The 16,039-nt window shown below is 74.3% G+C and carries 16 protein-coding genes; 10 read left to right on the top strand and 6 right to left on the bottom strand.

Annotation, left to right across the window (positions count from 1 at the left end):
• Positions 1–112: 112 nt before the first annotated feature.
• Together OG861_RS02440 and OG861_RS02445 are read left to right on the top strand one after the other, a co-directional pair.
• Positions 113–718, top strand: coding sequence for a GNAT family N-acetyltransferase (locus OG861_RS02440; RefSeq protein WP_330261105.1), 606 nt, complete (start codon positions 113–115; stop codon positions 716–718).
• 17 nt (positions 719–735) lie between these two features.
• A complete protein-coding gene (locus OG861_RS02445) occupies positions 736–1,299 on the top strand; it encodes a DUF6817 domain-containing protein (RefSeq protein ID WP_330261106.1) in 564 nt (187 codons plus the stop codon).
• A 13-nt stretch (positions 1,300–1,312) separates the two neighbouring features.
• On the opposite strand, the gene OG861_RS02450 is transcribed toward OG861_RS02445, so the two are convergent.
• Entirely contained in the window at positions 1,313–1,804 is a 492-nt protein-coding gene (locus tag OG861_RS02450) for a flavin reductase family protein (RefSeq protein WP_329200989.1), read from the bottom strand.
• A 370-nt stretch (positions 1,805–2,174) separates the two neighbouring features.
• Between OG861_RS02450 and OG861_RS02455 the strand changes: the two genes are divergently transcribed.
• Positions 2,175–2,378, top strand: a complete 204-nt coding sequence (locus tag OG861_RS02455; RefSeq protein WP_329200987.1) for a hypothetical protein — start codon at positions 2,175–2,177, stop codon at positions 2,376–2,378.
• 103 nt (positions 2,379–2,481) lie between these two features.
• Here OG861_RS02455 and OG861_RS02460 read toward each other — a convergent pair whose 3' ends face one another.
• Together OG861_RS02460 and OG861_RS02465 are read right to left on the bottom strand one after the other, a co-directional pair.
• Positions 2,482–3,231: a ZIP family metal transporter gene (locus tag OG861_RS02460; RefSeq protein ID WP_330261107.1), complete on the bottom strand. Its 750-nt coding sequence runs from the start codon at positions 3,229–3,231 to the stop codon at positions 2,482–2,484.
• A gap of 87 nt (positions 3,232–3,318) precedes the next feature.
• Positions 3,319–4,002 carry a DUF4230 domain-containing protein gene (locus tag OG861_RS02465; protein ID WP_330261108.1) on the bottom strand — a complete coding sequence of 228 codons (684 nt, stop codon included), beginning with the start codon at positions 4,000–4,002 and terminating at the stop codon, positions 3,319–3,321.
• A gap of 176 nt (positions 4,003–4,178) precedes the next feature.
• Here OG861_RS02465 and OG861_RS02470 point away from each other — a divergent pair, with 176 nt between their 5' ends.
• The 4 genes from OG861_RS02470 to OG861_RS02485 all read left to right on the top strand — a co-directional run bounded on the left by OG861_RS02470 (position 4,179) and on the right by OG861_RS02485 (position 9,481).
• Positions 4,179–5,345 carry an aromatic acid exporter family protein gene (locus OG861_RS02470; protein WP_330261109.1) on the top strand — a complete coding sequence of 389 codons (1,167 nt, stop codon included), beginning with the start codon at positions 4,179–4,181 and terminating at the stop codon, positions 5,343–5,345.
• 45 nt (positions 5,346–5,390) lie between these two features.
• On the top strand, positions 5,391–6,596 hold the full coding sequence (locus OG861_RS02475; RefSeq protein WP_330261110.1) for an MFS transporter: 1,206 nt from the start codon (positions 5,391–5,393) through the stop codon (positions 6,594–6,596).
• Between the two features lie 233 nt (positions 6,597–6,829).
• Entirely contained in the window at positions 6,830–7,180 is a 351-nt protein-coding gene (locus OG861_RS02480) for a PRC-barrel domain-containing protein (RefSeq protein WP_330261111.1), read from the top strand.
• Between the two features lie 81 nt (positions 7,181–7,261).
• Entirely contained in the window at positions 7,262–9,481 is a 2,220-nt protein-coding gene (locus tag OG861_RS02485; RefSeq protein ID WP_330261112.1) for an FUSC family protein, read from the top strand.
• Here OG861_RS02485 and OG861_RS02490 read toward each other — a convergent pair.
• Together OG861_RS02490 and OG861_RS02495 are read right to left on the bottom strand one after the other, a co-directional pair.
• Entirely contained in the window at positions 9,420–10,751 is a 1,332-nt protein-coding gene (locus OG861_RS02490; RefSeq protein WP_329200976.1) for an RNA polymerase sigma factor, read from the bottom strand. The two genes, OG861_RS02485 and OG861_RS02490, sit on opposite strands and share 62 nt — an antisense overlap.
• On the bottom strand, positions 10,748–11,149 hold the full coding sequence (locus tag OG861_RS02495; protein ID WP_330261113.1) for a YciI family protein: 402 nt from the start codon (positions 11,147–11,149) through the stop codon (positions 10,748–10,750). The genes OG861_RS02490 and OG861_RS02495 overlap by 4 nt, the downstream gene beginning before the upstream one ends.
• Positions 11,150–11,394: 245 nt before the next feature.
• On the opposite strand from OG861_RS02495, the gene OG861_RS02500 reads away from it, so the two are divergent.
• Positions 11,395–13,560 carry an extracellular catalytic domain type 2 short-chain-length polyhydroxyalkanoate depolymerase gene (locus tag OG861_RS02500; protein ID WP_330261114.1) on the top strand — a complete coding sequence of 722 codons (2,166 nt, stop codon included), beginning with the start codon at positions 11,395–11,397 and terminating at the stop codon, positions 13,558–13,560.
• A 25-nt stretch (positions 13,561–13,585) separates the two neighbouring features.
• On the opposite strand, the gene OG861_RS02505 is transcribed toward OG861_RS02500, so the two are convergent.
• Positions 13,586–14,569, bottom strand: a complete 984-nt coding sequence (locus tag OG861_RS02505; protein ID WP_329200968.1) for an aldo/keto reductase — start codon at positions 14,567–14,569, stop codon at positions 13,586–13,588.
• 119 nt (positions 14,570–14,688) lie between these two features.
• Here OG861_RS02505 and OG861_RS02510 point away from each other — a divergent pair, with 119 nt between their 5' ends.
• Positions 14,689–15,279 carry a TetR/AcrR family transcriptional regulator gene (locus tag OG861_RS02510; RefSeq protein WP_329200966.1) on the top strand — a complete coding sequence of 197 codons (591 nt, stop codon included), beginning with the start codon at positions 14,689–14,691 and terminating at the stop codon, positions 15,277–15,279.
• 23 nt (positions 15,280–15,302) lie between these two features.
• Positions 15,303–15,974 carry a nucleoside/nucleotide kinase family protein gene (locus OG861_RS02515; RefSeq protein WP_330261115.1) on the top strand — a complete coding sequence of 224 codons (672 nt, stop codon included), beginning with the start codon at positions 15,303–15,305 and terminating at the stop codon, positions 15,972–15,974.
• The last annotated feature ends 65 nt before the right edge of the window (positions 15,975–16,039 follow it).

The raw sequence follows: 16,039 nt of genomic DNA on the forward strand, positions 1-16,039 counted from the left end.
CGCGCAGTCGGCACGCGCGGCGAACCGCCCCGGCCTCCGCGAGGAGGCCGGGGCTTCTGCCTGGCCGCGCGGCGGGGTGGTGGCCGTCGCCGCACTTCGGCATGATGCTCTGATGATCGCTCCGATAGCCCCCGTGGTTCCGGCCGGCCGGATGAGTGGCGGCGGGCAGCCCTCCTTCCGCCTCGCGAGTGGCTTCGTGTTGCGTCCGTGGCGGCCCGCCGACGCCGACGTCCTCGTGGCCTCCTGCCGCGACCCCGAGGTCCGGCAGTGGAACCGGCCCGTGGACCTCACGCCGGACGCGGCGGTCGGGAAGATCGCGCGCTGGCGACAGGGCTGGCAGGCCGAAGAAGCCGCGATCTGGGCGGTCTGCCGCTCCGAGGAGGGCCGGCCCGTGGGGCTGATCGGGCTGGCCGACATGGATCTGCGGGCCGGCGGCGCCGAGTTCCTGTACTGGCTGCTGCCGGACGGGCGGGGACACGGGGTCATGGTCGACGCGACGGTCCGGATCAGCCGCTGGGCCGTGGACGAACTGGGCCTGCACCGCCTGCGGATCACGCATTCCGTTGCCAACCCGGCGTCGTGCAGGGTCGCGACGAGGGCGGGTTTCCCGTTGGAGGGCGTGATGCGCAGCGCCCTGCTCCACGCCGACGGGTGGCACGACGAGCACCTTCGCGCACGCGTCCAGGGCGATCCCTGGCCGTCCGACGACACCCGATGACCTGAGGTGTGGTGCAGATGCCGCTTCCCGCCGCCCTCGTCTGCGCCGTCCTGCGCCTCCTGGACGACCTCGGGGTCTCGGCCGCCCCTCATCCCGGCGGCACCCTCGGCGCGCACCTGCAACGGGTCCAGCAGCAGCTGGAACACTGGCGGGCCCGGCCCGCGCTGCAACTCGCCGGGCTGTGCCACGCGTTCTACGGCACGGACGGGTTCGCCACCGCTGCGCTGCCCCTCGCGGAGCGCTCCCGGCTCACGGCACTGATCGGCGCCGAGGCCGAGTCCGTCGTGTACCTCTACGCGAGCTGTGACCGCGGCTTCTCCTACCCGGCGCTCGCCGACGCCGACGCGGCGTTCCGGGACCGGTTCACCGGCCGCACCTTCGTCCCCACGCTCCGCCTGCGCCGGGACTTCGCGGAGCTCTCGGCCGCCAACGAGCTGGACATCGCCCGTGTCGACGCGGGCTTCCGCGAGAGGTCGGGCGCCGACCTCCTGGCCTTCTTCACCCGGCTCCGTCCGCTGCTCGGCCCGCAGGCGTGGCAGGACTGCACGGCCGTACTCGGTCCGCCGCAGGACCGCCGCTGAGAGGAACCTGCGATCAGGCCGGATGGCCCGGCTCGAAGTCCTTCACGTCGCTGAACCGCAGCAGCGCGGGCGCTCCCTGGACCGGCGGGGACTGCTCGGTCGGGGCCAGGAGGAAACCGACGTGGTCACCGCCCGGGACGCGCTCCTCGATCCGCCCGACGAACCACGCGCAGGCTTCCGCGAGCACCGGGGTGCCGGCCTCGCTCGGGCGCCAGGAGACCCGCTCGAATTTGTCCACGCGGTCGCCGGTCTCACTGCCGAACCACCTGGCCAGCTCGCGCTGCTCGCGCCGCAGGACGTGCACGGTGAGGTGGGTGGCCCGGCGGGCGACACCGAAGGTGTGGTTGGCCTTGGACAGCCACACCATGTAGCGCGCGGGGTCGATCGAGCACTGCGAGGCGAAGCCGACGAGGCAGCCCGCCTGCTCTTCGTCCGCCGCGGTCGTGACCACGTACATGGGGCCGTCGATCACGTCGGTGAACGGATCCAGGTCCAGCTCCGCCATTCGCAGCTCCTCAGGTCGTCGCGCCCGGCTCGGCCCGAGCCCGGCATGCGGCGGCTACCCAGCGCGCGGGCGTCCAACCGCCGGGCGCTCCCTCCAACAGGTGGAGCGGCTCGCCCGTCGGTGACATTGGGCCGAACGGCGGCATGTCGCCCTTCCCGCTGCGGCGGTCACGGGGCCCCGTGCGGCCACGGACACCCGTGGCCCGGGACTTCGGCAGCCGGGTCCGCGCACGGCAGTTCGGGCTCGCGCAACCGGATCGGCGCCCACCCCCGTGGCCCGCTCGCCCATCCGACGCAGGGCGTGTTTCCGGGGCAGCGGCAGGGGTGATTTCTGATGAGCACACCAACCCCTCCCTACTCAAGGAGTAGCCATGCGCATTCGCGCCGCAGTCACCACCGTCGCCCTCGCCGCCACCATGGTCCTCGGGGGCGCCGCCACAGCGCTCGCCCACGGAGACGACGACCACAACGGCGGTTCGGCGCACCACGGCGCCTGCTACCTGGCGGGCGGCGTCAACCACGGCAACCCGGGCTTCGCGGGCGGCTGCGAGTGGGCGGGCATCGACTGGCGCTGACGGTCCGAGCACGTGCGTGGCCCGGAGTCCGCTCCGGGCCACGCCCTCGTCCGCACCGGAGCCCGGTCGGGCCGTTCGGCCGCGCGCGGCCCTCGGACGGCCGTCAGGCGTGGGACACGACGAAGGCGATCAGGAACCCCAGCACCGTGGTGAGCCCGGTGAGGAGGTGCGCCTGCTCGAACGCCTCAGGGATCATGGTGTCCGCGATCATGGCGAGGATGGCCCCTGCGGCCACCGCGGTGATCGCCGCCAAGACGCTCGGGGACGCACCGCCGAGGAGCGTGTATCCGGCCAGTGCCGCGAGGCCGGAGATCACCGTGATGACCGCCCACAGCGTGAAGACGTAGGTCCGGCTGCGTCCCGCCCGCTTCATGCCGGCCGCGCTGGCCATGCCTTCGGGGACGTTGCTGATGAAGACGGCCGCGACCGTGGCCAGCCCCACGCTGCCTCCGCCGAGCAGGCTGGTGCCGATCACCACCGACTCCGGGATGCCGTCGAGCAGCGCGCCCAGGGCGATCGCATTGCCCGAGCCCGGCTGTTCCTCCTCCGACGGCTGGCGGCCGCCCGACCGTTTGCGGTGCCGGGCTCCGTGCCGGGCGAGCAGCACGTTGGCCAGGGAGTATGCGGCCGCACCCGCCACGGCCCCGCAGGCCGTGGGCACGACGCCGCCCTGTTCGTACGCCTCGGCCATCAAGTCGAAGGACACGGCGGAAATCAGTACCCCGCTGCCGAAGGCCATGATCAGCGCGATCCACTGGGCGGGGACCCGGAACAGTGATCCCACCGCCGCGCCCACCAGCAGTGCGGCTCCGGCGAACAGTCCCCATCCTCCTGCGACCAGCGCTCCCGCCATGACCCGTCCTTTCGCCCGTGTGCGTCACCGCCCCCCTGCCCAGGCGGGCCCGGTCCCACTCCGGACGGCGCCGCCCGAGACCGCGGGTCACCCGTAGCTGACGCTCACCTTGCGGAAGCCGAGCGAGCGCAGCAGGCCCTCCAGCATCGCCGTGGTGTTCTGCTCCGCGCGGGCGGCGAGGCCGCTGTCGCGGGCCGCCTCGGTGATGTGCTGGACGGCCAGGCGCTGTACGGCCTGTTCACCGGCCGGGTTGTCGGAGAAGAAGTCGCCGAGCCGGTCCAGCAGGCCGCGCTGCTTCGACACGGCGTAGGAGCGGTCGGGGTCGAGGGCGGCCGGGCCGAGGGTCGCGTGCGGAAGCCGGATCGAGGCTTCGGTCCGGTCGTCGTTCACCGTGACGCTCTTCTCTCCGAGGCCGCCCAGTTCGACGTATCCGCTGACCGCGCCCGCGCCGACGTACAGCGTGCGGGTCCCGCGGATCGCGTCCGGCAGGAAGGCCGCGTCCTTCTCCAGGTCGACCACCACCTGGAAGTTGCCGACCGCGCCCTCGTAGCGGTGCATGTCCTGGATCGACTTGAGCAGTGCGGGACCGGAGCGGTCCCGGGTGTCCTCGCCGAACAGCCCGCCGAGGCCCGGGAGCAGGCTGAAACGACCCGCGACCACGAACAACGCCACGAGCAGGGCCAGTCCCCCGGCCACCAGTGCCCACCACGGCATCCTGCCCCGGCGCTGCGGGGTGACCGGCTGCTCGGAGGTACGCGAAGAGGTCTCCATGCCTTCCGTGTACCCCGTGGACTGCCCTCCACCTCCGCCGGATGTGACCAGGTACGTCTCAAGTCCCCGGCGGTACAAGGCGCTTGGCGGCGCCCGGTGCCCGTTCGCATGCGGCGGGGCATTGCGGGCACAAGCGGCCGGTCCCGCCCCGAGGAAGCTGTGGAGGTGATGCCCGTATGGCCGTGACCCATGGTCCGGCACGCCGGATGTACGCGGCGGCACGCGAGGCCGCCGCGTACGTGCGCAGAGGCGTCGGATCGCCGGGCGCCGAACGTGACGACTTGATCCGGCAGGCGAAGACGGTGGTGGCGGCGATGGCCGCCTGGGCGCTGGCACACCGCCTCCTGCCGCCGACGGTCACGACGTTCGCGCCGTTCACCGCGATCCTCGCCCTCCAGGCCACGCTCTACCGTTCGGTGCGCGAATGCGTCCGCTACCTCGGGGCGATGGTGCTCGGCGCGGCCCTGGCCGCCGGGCTCGCGACCCAACTGGGCATCCACGCCTGGTCCTTCGGCCTGCTCGCCCTCCTCGCGCTCATGATCGGGCGCGTACGGCATCTCGGCTCCCAGGGGCTCCAGGTCGCCGTCGTCGGCTTCTTCGCCTTCACCTCCGGCCACGGCCGCATCGACTACATCGGCCACCTCGCCGGTTCGGTCGCGCTCGGCGCGCTCTGCGGACTGTCGGCGCACCTGCTGCTCGCGCCGGCCCGGCACGTACGCCACCGCCAGCAGGCGGTGGCCGACCTGTACGGGAGGCTGCGGCACGTGGTCACCGAGCTGGCGGCGGCCGCCGGGGAGGGCGACGGCCCGACCGGGGAGCAGGTCGGGCGGTGGCGGCGCGCCTGCGACCGGGTGGCGGCGGACGCGCCGCACGTCCAGGCGTCGGTCGACGCCGAAGCCGAGAACAGCCGCCTCAATCCCCGCCGGGCCGACGGCCGGGACGGGGAGGTCCTGCCGCGCGCCCAGGAGGCCGGCGCTGCGGCCGGCCGCAGCGCCGCGCACCTGCACTCGCTGCTGCGGAGCCTGTCCTCCTCCGTCGACAGCGGCCACTACGCCCGTGTGCCGCCCCGGTTCCTGTCCGGCTACGGCGCCCTCCTGGACACCGTCGCCGCGGCCATGGAGGAGGTCGGCCGGCCCGCCCGGACCGACCGGCGGGAACTCGACGCCCTCGTCGACGAGGGGCTGACCCTCCACGAGGACCTGGAGTACGCGGCCCAGCAGGACACCGGTGTACCCGCCCCGGTACGGACGCTGTGCGGCGCGCTCCTCACCGACGCCAGCCGCCTGCTCCACGAGCTGCGCGGCGCGCTCCCCGAACCCGCCGGCACCCGAGGTCAGCGGTAGCGGCTCCGGGAGGCGGCGGGCGCCCCCGCGCCTAGGGTGTTGTCCATGACACGCACCAGCGCCCCCTCCCGTACCCGCCGCCCGAGCCGGCTCGGATACGCGGGCGCCGGGGCGGTGTTCGCCATCGGTATGGCCGGCACGACGCTGCCCACCCCGCTGTACGGGCTGTACCGGCAGGAGCTGGGGTTCTCGGACCTGACGGTGACGCTGGTCTTCGCCGCCTACGCGGTCGGCGTGATCTTCACCCTCCTGGTGGCGGGGGGCTACTCCGACGTCGCGGGGCGCCGCCCGGTCCTGCTCTACGCGCTCGGCCTGGGGGCCCTGAGCGCGCTCTGCTTCCTGCTGGAGGGGGGCCTGCCACTGCTGTTCGCCGGCCGGGTGCTGTCCGGGTTCTCGGCCGGGCTGCTCAGCGGGGTGGGTACGGTCGCGGTGCTGGAGCTGGCTCCGCCGGAGCACAAGGCGCGGGCCGGTCTCGTCGCGACCGCCGCCAACATGGGCGGGCTGGGCTGTGGCCTGCTGCTCGCGGGAGTACTGGCCGAGTACGCCCCCGCGCCGCTCACCCTGCCCTTCGTCACCCACCTGGTCCTGCTCGCGGTGGCGTGTGCCGTGGTGCTCGCGCTGCCCGAGACGGTGGACGACGCCCGTCGGTGGGCGCCGCTGCGGCCCCAGGGCCTGTCGGTCCCGGCGTCCGCCCGCGGCGTGTTCGTCCCGTGCGCGCTGGCCGCGTTCGCCGGGTTCGCGCTGCTGGGCCTGTTCACCTCGTTGGCGCCGAGCTTCCTGGCCGAGACGCTGGGCGTGCACAACCACGCGGTGGTGGGGCTCGTGATCTTCTCGGTGTTCCTCGGCTCGACGCTGGGCCAGTGGCTGGCGGGCCACATCGCGGTGGCGCGGGCGCTGCCGCTGGGCTGTCTCATCCTGGTGGCCGGTCTGCTGCTGGTCGCCGCCTCGCTCTGGGCCGAGTCCCTGGCCCTGCTGGTGGCCGGCGCCCTGGGCGGTGGTCTGGGGCAGGGCGTGGCCTTCCGCGCCGGGCTCAGCGCGGTGGGCGACGCGGCGCCGGCCGCGCACCGGGGCGCGACGACCTCCTCGTTCTTCGTGGTGGCCTACACGGGGATCTCGCTGCCCGTGGTGGGCGTCGGCGCCCTGACCCTGTGGCTGGGCCTGGTCGGCGCCGGGCTGACGTTCAGCGCGTGCGCGATCCTCGTGACCACCGCCACGGGCCTGTACCTCCTGCGGCACCCCCCGGCGTCGTGAACCGCAGCACCACCCGGGGCCGACCCGGCAGCGGATGCACCACGGCCGGGGCCGGCGGGGACCGGCGGCATCACGGCCGCTTCCTCCCCGAACGGGTGCCCGCGGTGCCGGGGGATCGCGGACACGTGTGAGGGCCGCCGCTGGGGGAAGGCGGGCGGTCGCGGCAGGGGCGCCCCGTCCCGGAGCCGCGCAGGGGGCGACGGCCGCCCGGTACCGGAAGAGAGGAACTGCCCGTGAGCATCAACGTGTGGGGTTACCGCGAGGGATCGGGCCGGGTGGATGCCCTGGACCTGACGGGTTACAAGGTCGAGGCGGCGGACGGCGGGATCGGCAAGGTCAGCAAGCATTCCGACGAGGTCGACTCGTCGTACATCGTCGTGGACACCGGACCGTGGATCTTCGGCCGGGAGGTCCTGCTCCCCGCGGGCACGGTCACCCGCGTCGACGCGCAGGACAGGACGATCCACGTGGACCGGACGAAGGACCAGATCAAGGCGGCCCCCGAATTCGCCGGGGACCAGCACGTCGAGGACCCCGCCTACTACAGCCGGATCGGCGGATACTACGGCAACCTCCTGGGCTGACCCCCGAGGGCGCGCCCGCTGGCGTCCGCGCCCGGGGATGGCACCCTGAAACGGGGACCGCGAACGGCGGGCGGAGACCAGATGGGCATCCCTACGGATCCGGACACCGGAACGGATACGGCAGGTGCCGGCGCGGAGCGCGGAGCGTCCCGGGCGCTGACGCAGTTGCGCACCGGCACCGGCGCCGCGCCGGCCGCGGCCCGCCGGGCCGTGCGCGTCACCCTCGCCGCGTGCGTCGGCTTCTACACCTTCCTTTATGTCCTGCACCGCACGGTCCCGGCCACGTACGCCCTGTTCGCCGCCGTCTCGCTGGCCGTGCTGTCCCGGATCCCCGGGACGGGCCGCCAGCGGGCGGCGCAGCTGGTACGGGTGCTGCCCTTGGCCTGCGTGCTGGTCACCCTCGGTACCCTGCTGGCCGTACGGACCTGGGTCGCGGTGGCCGGCATGCTCGTCATCGGCTTCTGCCTGGCCTTCTCCTCGGCCGCCGGTCCCCGTCAGGCCGGGGCCGCGCCCGGATTGCAGTTGCTGCTCATCCTGCCCTGCTTCCCCCCGTACTCCCCCGGTGACCTGGGCGAGCGCCTCGCCGGCGCCGTCGTCGGGATCCTCCTGCTGATCCTCGCCGAAGCCTGGGTGCTGCCCGATCCGCCCGTGCGCTCCTACCGCGACCGGGCGGCCGAGGCGGCCGGGGTCGCGGCCCGGTGTGCCGCCGCGCTCGCGGCGCCGCCCTACGCCCTGCCCCGGGCGGCCGCGGGGGAAGCGGTGGCCGCCGGCGAGGCACTGCGGCCCTCCAAGTCCCCGGAAGCGGAGCGGCCCGCCGGCCCCGGGCTCCGGGAGCGGGCCCTGGCCCACACCGGCCTCGCGGCGCGCACGCTCCTCGCCCGGCTGCACGCCCTGCCCGCCGCGGCGGAGGGCGTCCCGCCGCTGCCGGAGAGCCTGGTCCTGATGCGGGCGGTGGAGGGGGCGGGACGGGAGGTCGCCGCGCTCCTGGCGGACCTCCCGCCCGCCGGCTCCGCCCGCCCCCGGGAACAGGACGCCGAGGCCGTACTGGTCCTGTGGCGGGCGCGCGCCGAGCTCGCGGCCGCCCTCCCCCCGAAACCCGCCGACCGGCGCCGGCAGGCGAGCGTGCTGGAGGTGGCCGACGCCGCGCTGGTGCTGGGCGAGGCGGCGGACATCTGCGTCCGGGGCCGCAGGGCGGCCACCGAGGGGCGCGGTTCCGGGCGTTTCTGGTACGCCCGGATGTCCGCGCCGCGGCTGTGGTGGCACCGGCTGGCAGCCCATGCCGGCCCGAGGTCCGTGCACTTCCAGAACGCCGTACGGATCGCCCTCGCGCTCGCGGTGGCCCGGACGATCGCGGGGCTGGACACCCTGCCGCACGGCTTCTGGGCGATGCTGGCGGTGCTCAGCCTGACCCGCACCACTGCCGTGCAGACCCGCCACACCGTGCGCAGCGCCCTGGTCGGCACCTGCGTCGGCGCGCTGGCGGCCGGCGGCGTCCTGACCCTGGCCGGCACGGCGAGCACCGCGTACGCGTTCATCCTGCCGCCGCTGATGCTCGTCGCCTTCGCCACCGGCCCGCTGCACGGTGTCGGGTGGGGGCAGGCGATGTTCACGAACGTGGTCGCGATGGCGTTCGCCCAGTTGGCGCCCTCCGACTGGCGGCTGGCCGAGTACCGGTTCCTGGACGTGCTGATCGGGAGCGTCATCGGACTGGCCTGCGGTCTGCTGGCGTGGCCGCGCGGTGCCCATGACGAGCTGGGCAGGGCCGTTGCCCGGTTGCTGCGGGCCGCCGCCGCCGAGGTCGCGGCCACCACCCGCGGTAGCGGGGGCCCCGGGCCCGCCGGGGCCGGGGAGGCCGGGGAGCCCGAGGAGTCCGAGGTCCGGCGGGCGCTGGTGCTCACGGAGTCCGCGTACGCGCAGTACCAGGGCGAGGCCCAGCGCCCGGCGGGCCCGGGCGCCGACTGGCAGAGCGCCCTGATGGCCGGGCACCACGTCCTGTGGGGCTCCCGGCGGGTCCGTGCGGCGGGCGGGGGGCCGCCGGCGCCGGTCGCGGAGCGGCGGGTCGGGGAGTACGGGGCGTGGGTGGCGGAGGGGCTGCGGACCGCCGCCGAGCGCTATGACGTGCCCCGGAGCTCGGCCGGTCCTGCGGGGCGTTCCCCCGCGGGCGCCGGGCCCCGGACCTCGGATTCCTCACTCGACGCCCCTCCGCGCTACTACACGGCGGTGGCCTGGCTCGACTTCCTCACCGCGGATCTGGTCCGGATGGCCGCGTCCCATCCGGCCCAGCGTCTGGTGACCCCGTGAGACCGCCGCCGGGCGGCCGGGCGCCGTCCGCAGTGCTCGCGAGGCGGGCCGCCCGGAGGTTGAGGTAGTCGCGTTCCGGGAGGCTCGCCGTCCGCCTCGCGGCGGCCCGGTAGTCGGCGACGGCTTCCTCGCGGTCCCCGGCCAGCTCGTGGAGGTGGCCGCGTACCGCGTACAGGCGGTGGTGCTCCCGCAGGGCGGGTGCGGCGGCGAGCAGGGCGAGCCCCGCGCGCGGACCGTCGACCATCGCGGTCGCGACGGACCGGTTCAAGGTGATCAGCGGGTTGTCGGACATTCGCTCCAGGACCCCGTACAGGGCGAGGATCTGCGGCCAGTCCGTCTCCTGTGCGCTGGGGGCTTCGTCGTGGACGGCCGCGATGGCCGCCTGCACCTGGTAGGGGCCGACCGGGCCGCGCGGCAGGGCCGCGGTGATCAGCGCGACGCCCTCGGTGATCGCGGCGGCGTCCCAGCGGCCGCGGTCCTGTTCGGCGAGCGGGACGAGTTCGCCTCCGGGCCCCGTACGGGCCGGCCCGCGGGCGTCGGTGAGGAGCATCAGCGCGAGCAGCCCGGTGACCTCGCCGTCGTCGGGGAGCAGGGCGTGGACCGCCCGGGTCAGGCGGATGGCCTCCCGGGCGAGCGGGGCGCGTTGCAGGTCGGGCCCGGCGCTGCTGGTGTAGCCCTCGTTGAAGATCAGGTACAGCACGTGCAGCACCGCGTCCAGCCGGGCCGGCCACTGGTCCGCGCCGGGCATCCGGAACGGCACCCCGGAGGCCTTGATCCGCTGCTTGGCCCGGCTGATCCGCTGGCCCATGGTCGCCTCCGGCACCATGAAGGCACGGGCGATCTCCCCCGTCGTGAGCCCGCCCACCGAACGGAGGGTGAGCGCGATCGCCGAGGCGGGAGAGAGCGCCGGGTGGCAGCACAGGAACAGCAGGGTGAGGGTGTCGTCGCGGGCCGCCCCGTCCTCCGCGTCCGCGGGCGGCGCGGCCTGCCGGTCGGCCGGCGTCCGGGCGGCCACCAGGTCCTCGCGGCGACGGCGCGCCTCCTCGCTGCGCACGTACTCGGTCATCCGGCGGACGGCGACCTGGATCAGCCAGCCCCGCGGATTGCGCGGCAACCCCTCCCCGGGCCATTGCCGGGCGGCGTCCAGCAGAGCCTCCTGCACCGCGTCCTCGGCGGTGGCGAAGTCGCCGTAGCGGCGGGTGAGCACGCCGACGACCTGCGGCGCGAGTTCGCGCAGCAGGTCCTCGACGGTGCGGTCGCCCTCGGTCACAGCTCGGTCGGCGGCGCCGACATCACCTGGCGCACCTCGATCGGCATGTTCAGGGGCCGCCCGCCCGGTCCGGGCGCGGCGGAGACCTGGGCGGCGATCTCGACGGCACGCTCGTCGCCGTCACAGTCCACGATCCACCAGCCGGCCAGGAACTCCTTGGTCTCCGGGAACGGCCCCTCGGTGATCACGGGTGCGCCGCCCTCGTGCGACCGTACGATCCGCGCGGTCTCGGGCATCGCCAGGCCCTGGGCGTCGACGAGCTCACCCGCCTCGGCCAGCTCCCGGTTGGTGTCCTTCATGAAGCGGATGTGGGCTTGGAGCTCCTCGGGAGTCCACCGGCCGATCCCCGGGAAGTCGACGGTCTTCTCGCTGAACTGCATGAGCAGCATGTACTTCATGGTCCCGTGCCTCTTTCGTCCTGTGCGCCGGCCCTCGCCGCGTCGGAGGGCCGCTCTCACGGTGAGGTAGGAGCAGGCTCCTGGATTTCGACGTCCCCGACGGGATATTCCGAAAAAAGTTTGCGGGTGCCCGGCCGCCGCCTCCATCTGCGGGCCGCTCTTTGTGGCTGCCGCGCACATGTCCGCAGCTGCGCCGCGCACCTAACCTCCGGGAAACCATGCGAGCGAGCCGCCCTGGAGGGTTCATGCGTCCTTCGTTCCACGCCCGGTTGCGCGAGGCCGTGGCTGTCCTGCTCCTCATCGCCGCCGCGCTGGTGCCGTCCCTGGCCGCCCCCGCGCAGGCGGCGCCGCCCGTCCCGGTGCCCGGTGGCCTGTCCCGGTACGACGTGGGGGCGGTGTACAGCGCGGGCGTCTCCTCGGGCGGCTACATGGCCACCCAGCTGCACGTCGCGTACTCCGGTACGTTCAGCGGCTCCGCGGTGTTCGCCTCGGGTCCGTACGGCTGCGCGCAAGGCGATCTCAACAGGGCGCTGGGAGCCTGTATGGACACCGCGCAGGACCTGCGGCTCGACGCGCTGGAGCGGACCACCCGTGACTGGTCGGCCCGTGGTCTGACGGACCCCGTGTCCCAGCTGGCGGGCGATCCCGTCTACGTGTTCAGCGGCTCGGGCGACGCGACGGTGAAGCGGCCGGTCGCGGACGCCCTGGCGGACTTCTACGGCCGTTTCGGCGCCCGGGTGCGCTACGACAGGAGCACGGCGGCCGGTCACGCCTGGATCAGCCCGCTCGGCCCGAACCCGTGCGCCGTCACGCAGAACCCATGGGTCAACAACTGCGGTCTCGATGCCGAGCACGACCTGCTGGGCCATCTGCTGGGTTCCGTCGCCGCGCCGGGTGACGCGCCCCGCGGCTCCCTGGTCCGGTTCGACCAGAACCCGTACGCCCCGGGCGGGTCGGCCCGGCGGGTGTCGATGGACGAGGCGGGCTTCCTGTACGTGCCGACGAGCTGTGCCGGCGGCGCGAAATGCCGGCTGGTGGTCGCCCTGCACGGCTGCAAGCAGGGCTACTCGTACCAGGGCTTCGGAAGCCGGTTCATCGATACGGCGTACCTGGACGAGTATGCGGACACCAACGACCTGCTGGTGCTGTACCCGCAGGCCGTTGCCACCACGACCCTCGACAACCCCAACGGCTGCTGGAACTGGTGGGGCTACCTGGGAGACACGGCGTACGCCCGGCACGGCGGGGAGCAGATCGAGACGATCATGGCAATGGTCAGGGCGCTCGGCGGCGCCGTGCCGACCACCCCGCCCGGGCAGAGCAGTGTGGTGCTCGCGAGCACCGACTCCCAGGACGGTTACGTCAAAGCGGCCGCCGACGGTTCGGGAGCGGCGGTCGGCACCCTGGAGGGGGCGTACGGGCTGGCGGTGGGGCGTGGCACCGACGGCAGGTTCGACCGCGCCGTCCTGTCCTTCGACACCTCGCGGATCCCGGCCGGGAAGGAGATCGTCCGCGCCTACGTGACGGTGACGCGCGTCGGGGGCGCCGGAACCCCCTGGTCGAGTCCGCCGGGAAACGTGATGGCCGTCGACGTCCGGCGGGGGTGCTTCGGCGGTTGCGCGGTGGAGCCCGGGGACTGGGCGGCGGAGCCGACGGCGGCGGAGGCGGCCCGGATCGCCGCCTTCGCCGGGGGCGACGGGGTGTCCACGGACCTTGCGGCGGCCGGGCTGTCGGCGATCGACCGGTCGGGGACGACGCAGGTCAGGCTGCGGTTCCGGCAGGACCAGACGTCGCCCGCGTACGTCTTCCTCGCCCCGGCCGCCGGGCGACCCTCACCGTCGAATACCGCTGAGCGGCGGGGGTACGCGGGTGCCAGGGTGGCACGTGGGACCCATGGGGTGAACATGGAGCCAGCTGGGCAGGGTGCTGAGAGCGAGGAGGCTGACGATGACCGAATCCGCGGCCGGCGGGTCGTATTCGAACGTGGTCGTGTCACCCGTCATGGCGGGAAGCCCGCCGTTCCGGATCGTGCAGGTCTGCGGGGAGGTGGCGGGGCGGGCACACGACGTGGTCGACGTGATCCACCTGCTCCGGGCCGTCGGCATACCCCACGCCGACCTCGACGACCCGTCGGTGGTCCGCTGGGAGGGCGGGGACAAGTTCACCTGGGGCCTGCACAGGAAGTGACGACGGCCGGCGGCGGCCGCCGCCCGGCCTCACCTGGTCGGCCCACTGGTGGCGCGCGGGTTGCCGGGGGTTCGCGAAGGGGCGCAGAGCCGACGCCGCCGGGCCGCCGTCGCGCTGTGACCGGAGGGGCCGACGGCGCGAGCGGCGCCCAGCGCGAGGGGTGCTCCCCCTGGACGGCGCCCGCGCGGTGCGACCGGCCCGCGTGGCGGAGGCCGCCCGCGTAGGGCCCCGCCCGAGGTCCCTGTCCGGTCAGCCGTTCAGCGCGGCCATCAGCTCCGGGGCGTAGCGATCGCCCGAGACGGCACCGTGCGGGGCGACGGCGTCGAGAGCGGCCAGGTCGGCGTCGGTGATCGTCACGGCGGTGGCCGCGACGTTCTCCTCGAGGTAGCGGCGCCGCTTGGTGCCCGGGATCGGCACCGCGCCCTGGCGCAGCGTCCAGGCCAGGGCGAGCTGCGAGGGGGTGACGCCCTTCTCCGCCGCCAGGCGGCGCACCTGGGCCACGAGGGCGAGGTTGCGGTCGAAGTTCTCGCCCTGGAAGCGGGGGTCGGTGCGGCGGAAGTCGTCTGCCGCGAAGTCGTCCGGGCTGGTGATGGCGCCGGAGAGGAAGCCCCGGCCCAGCGGGGAGTAGGCGACGAGGCCGATGCCGAGCTCGCGCAGGGTCTCCAGGACGCCGTCGTGCTCGATGCCGCGCTCGAAGAGGCTGTACTCGGTCTGGACGGCGGCCAGCGGGTGGACGGCGTGGGCGCGGGCGATGGTGGCGGGCGCCACCTCGCAGAGGCCGATGTGGCGCACCTTGCCCGCGGCCACCAGCTCCGCCATCGCGCCGACGCTCTCCTCGATCGGCACGGCCGGGTCGACGCGGTGCAGGTAGTACAGGTCGATGTGGTCGGTCCCGAGGTGGCGCAGGGAGCGATCGGCGGCACGGCGGATGTACTCCGGGGTGCCGTTGTGGCCGCGGAACTCACCCTGGTCGGTGAATTCGATGCCGGTCTTGGTGGCGACCACGGCCGCGTCCCGGCGACCGGTGAGCGCCTTGCCGAGCAGCTGTTCGTTGATGAAGGGGCCGTATCCCTCAGCGGTGTCCAGCAGCGTGACGCCCAGCTCCAGGGCCCGGTCGATGGTGGCGAGGGACTCGGTGTCGTCGGTGGCTCCGTAGTGCGCGCTCATGCCCATGAGCCCGAGGCCCTCGACGCCGACGGTGAGGCCCTGGCCGCCCAGTGTGCGCATCTCCATGGTGTTTCTCTCCTGCTCCGGCTGCTTCCGCCGAGTAAGTAACTAACTGGATAGTTCGATACTGTGGCACACCTGCCGAGGATGTCAATAACTGGATAGTTACTTGCTAGGCTGCCGCCATGGCACGGGACTCCAGCGCAACCAGGGCACGGCTCCTCGACGCGGCCTTCGCCGAGTTCGCGGCGTACGGGATCGCCGGCGCGCGCGTCGACCGGATCGCGGAAGCGGCGCAGGCGAACAAGCGCCTCATCTACGTCTACTTCGGCAACAAGGAGGAGCTCTTCGACGCCGTTCTGCAGCGCGCGCTGGCGACCGGCTCCGAGACGGTGCCGTTCGACGCCGAGGACCTTCCCGGGTACGCGGGCGCAGTCTTCGACCACCTGGTGGAGCGGCCCTCCCTGATGCGGCTCGTGGCGTGGAAGCAGCTGGAGCGCCCCGGGGTCGCCGACACCGAGGCAGAGTCGTACCGGGGCAAGATCGCGGCGGTGGAGCAGGCGCAGCGGGCCGGGCTGGTCGACCCCGCGCCGGACCCCGCCGATCTGCTGACCCTGGTGATGGGACTGTCGCAGTCGTGGTTCGGCGCGGTGGGCGGCCCGGCGGCGGGCGACTCGGAAGCCGGCTGGTCACCGGAGCGGCTGGCCCGTCACCGCGCGGCGGTCGTGGAGTCCGTACGCCGCGTCGCGGCCCCGCCGCCCGCAGCGGCGCCCTGAGCGGCCGCGGGGAGGCGGGCAGCATGGACACGGCAGAACTGGAAACCCGGGCCCGGCGCCTCGCGGCGGCGGGCGAGCGGGGGGCCGGCGGGCGGGCGGCCGGCGAGCTGCCGGCCGACGGGCTACCGGCCGGCGGGCGGCGGATCCTGGGCATCGCCGGAGCGCCCGGCGCGGGCAAGTCCACGCTCGCCGCGCGACTGGCCCGGGCTCTGGGTCCCGCGGTGGCGGTGGTCGTACCGATGGACGGGTTCCACCTCGCCCAGGCCGAGCTGGAGCGGCTGGGCCGCGCCGCACGCAAGGGCGCGCCCGACACCTTCGACGCGGCCGGCTACGTGGCCCTGCTGCGACGGCTGCGCGAGCGGACGGCCGAAGCCGTGTACGCGCCGGCTTTCGACCGCACCCTGGAGGAGCCCGTCGCCGGGAGCATCCGGGTGGAGCCCGACGTACCGCTGGTGATCACCGAGGGGAACTACCTGCTGCACGGCGCGGGGATGTGGGCCGAGGTCCGCCCCCTGCTGGACGAGGCGTGGTTCCTGGCCCCCGACGACACGGCACGGGTCCGGCGGCTGGTCGACCGCCACGTGCGGCACGGCAAGGACGAGGCGTACGCCCGCCGTTGGGTGGCCCGCTCCGACGAGGCGAACGCCCGCCTGATCGCGCCGGGGCGCAGCCGGGCGGACCTCGTCATCGATTGACCGGGCCCCGGGGAACGGCACTGTTCCCGGGACGGCACCAGCCGGCCGGCCCGGGCGTCCGCCTT

It is taken from the genome of Streptomyces sp. NBC_00539 (assembly GCF_036346105.1).
Taxonomy (GTDB): domain Bacteria; phylum Actinomycetota; class Actinomycetes; order Streptomycetales; family Streptomycetaceae; genus Streptomyces.

Coding starts and splice junctions, on each gene's coding strand:
- OG861_RS02440 (WP_330261105.1), top strand. CDS start 113: ATGATCGCTCCGATAGCCCCCGTGGTTCCGGCCGGCCGGATGAGTGGC.
- OG861_RS02445 (WP_330261106.1), top strand. CDS start 736: ATGCCGCTTCCCGCCGCCCTCGTCTGCGCCGTCCTGCGCCTCCTGGAC.
- OG861_RS02450 (WP_329200989.1), bottom strand. CDS start 1,804: ATGGCGGAGCTGGACCTGGATCCGTTCACCGACGTGATCGACGGCCCC.
- OG861_RS02455 (WP_329200987.1), top strand. CDS start 2,175: ATGCGCATTCGCGCCGCAGTCACCACCGTCGCCCTCGCCGCCACCATG.
- OG861_RS02460 (WP_330261107.1), bottom strand. CDS start 3,231: ATGGCGGGAGCGCTGGTCGCAGGAGGATGGGGACTGTTCGCCGGAGCC.
- OG861_RS02465 (WP_330261108.1), bottom strand. CDS start 4,002: ATGGAGACCTCTTCGCGTACCTCCGAGCAGCCGGTCACCCCGCAGCGC.
- OG861_RS02470 (WP_330261109.1), top strand. CDS start 4,179: ATGGCCGTGACCCATGGTCCGGCACGCCGGATGTACGCGGCGGCACGC.
- OG861_RS02475 (WP_330261110.1), top strand. CDS start 5,391: ATGACACGCACCAGCGCCCCCTCCCGTACCCGCCGCCCGAGCCGGCTC.
- OG861_RS02485 (WP_330261112.1), top strand. CDS start 7,262: ATGGGCATCCCTACGGATCCGGACACCGGAACGGATACGGCAGGTGCC.
- OG861_RS02495 (WP_330261113.1), bottom strand. CDS start 11,149: ATGAAGTACATGCTGCTCATGCAGTTCAGCGAGAAGACCGTCGACTTC.
- OG861_RS02500 (WP_330261114.1), top strand. CDS start 11,395: ATGCGTCCTTCGTTCCACGCCCGGTTGCGCGAGGCCGTGGCTGTCCTG.
- OG861_RS02505 (WP_329200968.1), bottom strand. CDS start 14,569: ATGGAGATGCGCACACTGGGCGGCCAGGGCCTCACCGTCGGCGTCGAG.
- OG861_RS02510 (WP_329200966.1), top strand. CDS start 14,689: ATGGCACGGGACTCCAGCGCAACCAGGGCACGGCTCCTCGACGCGGCC.
- OG861_RS02515 (WP_330261115.1), top strand. CDS start 15,303: ATGGACACGGCAGAACTGGAAACCCGGGCCCGGCGCCTCGCGGCGGCG.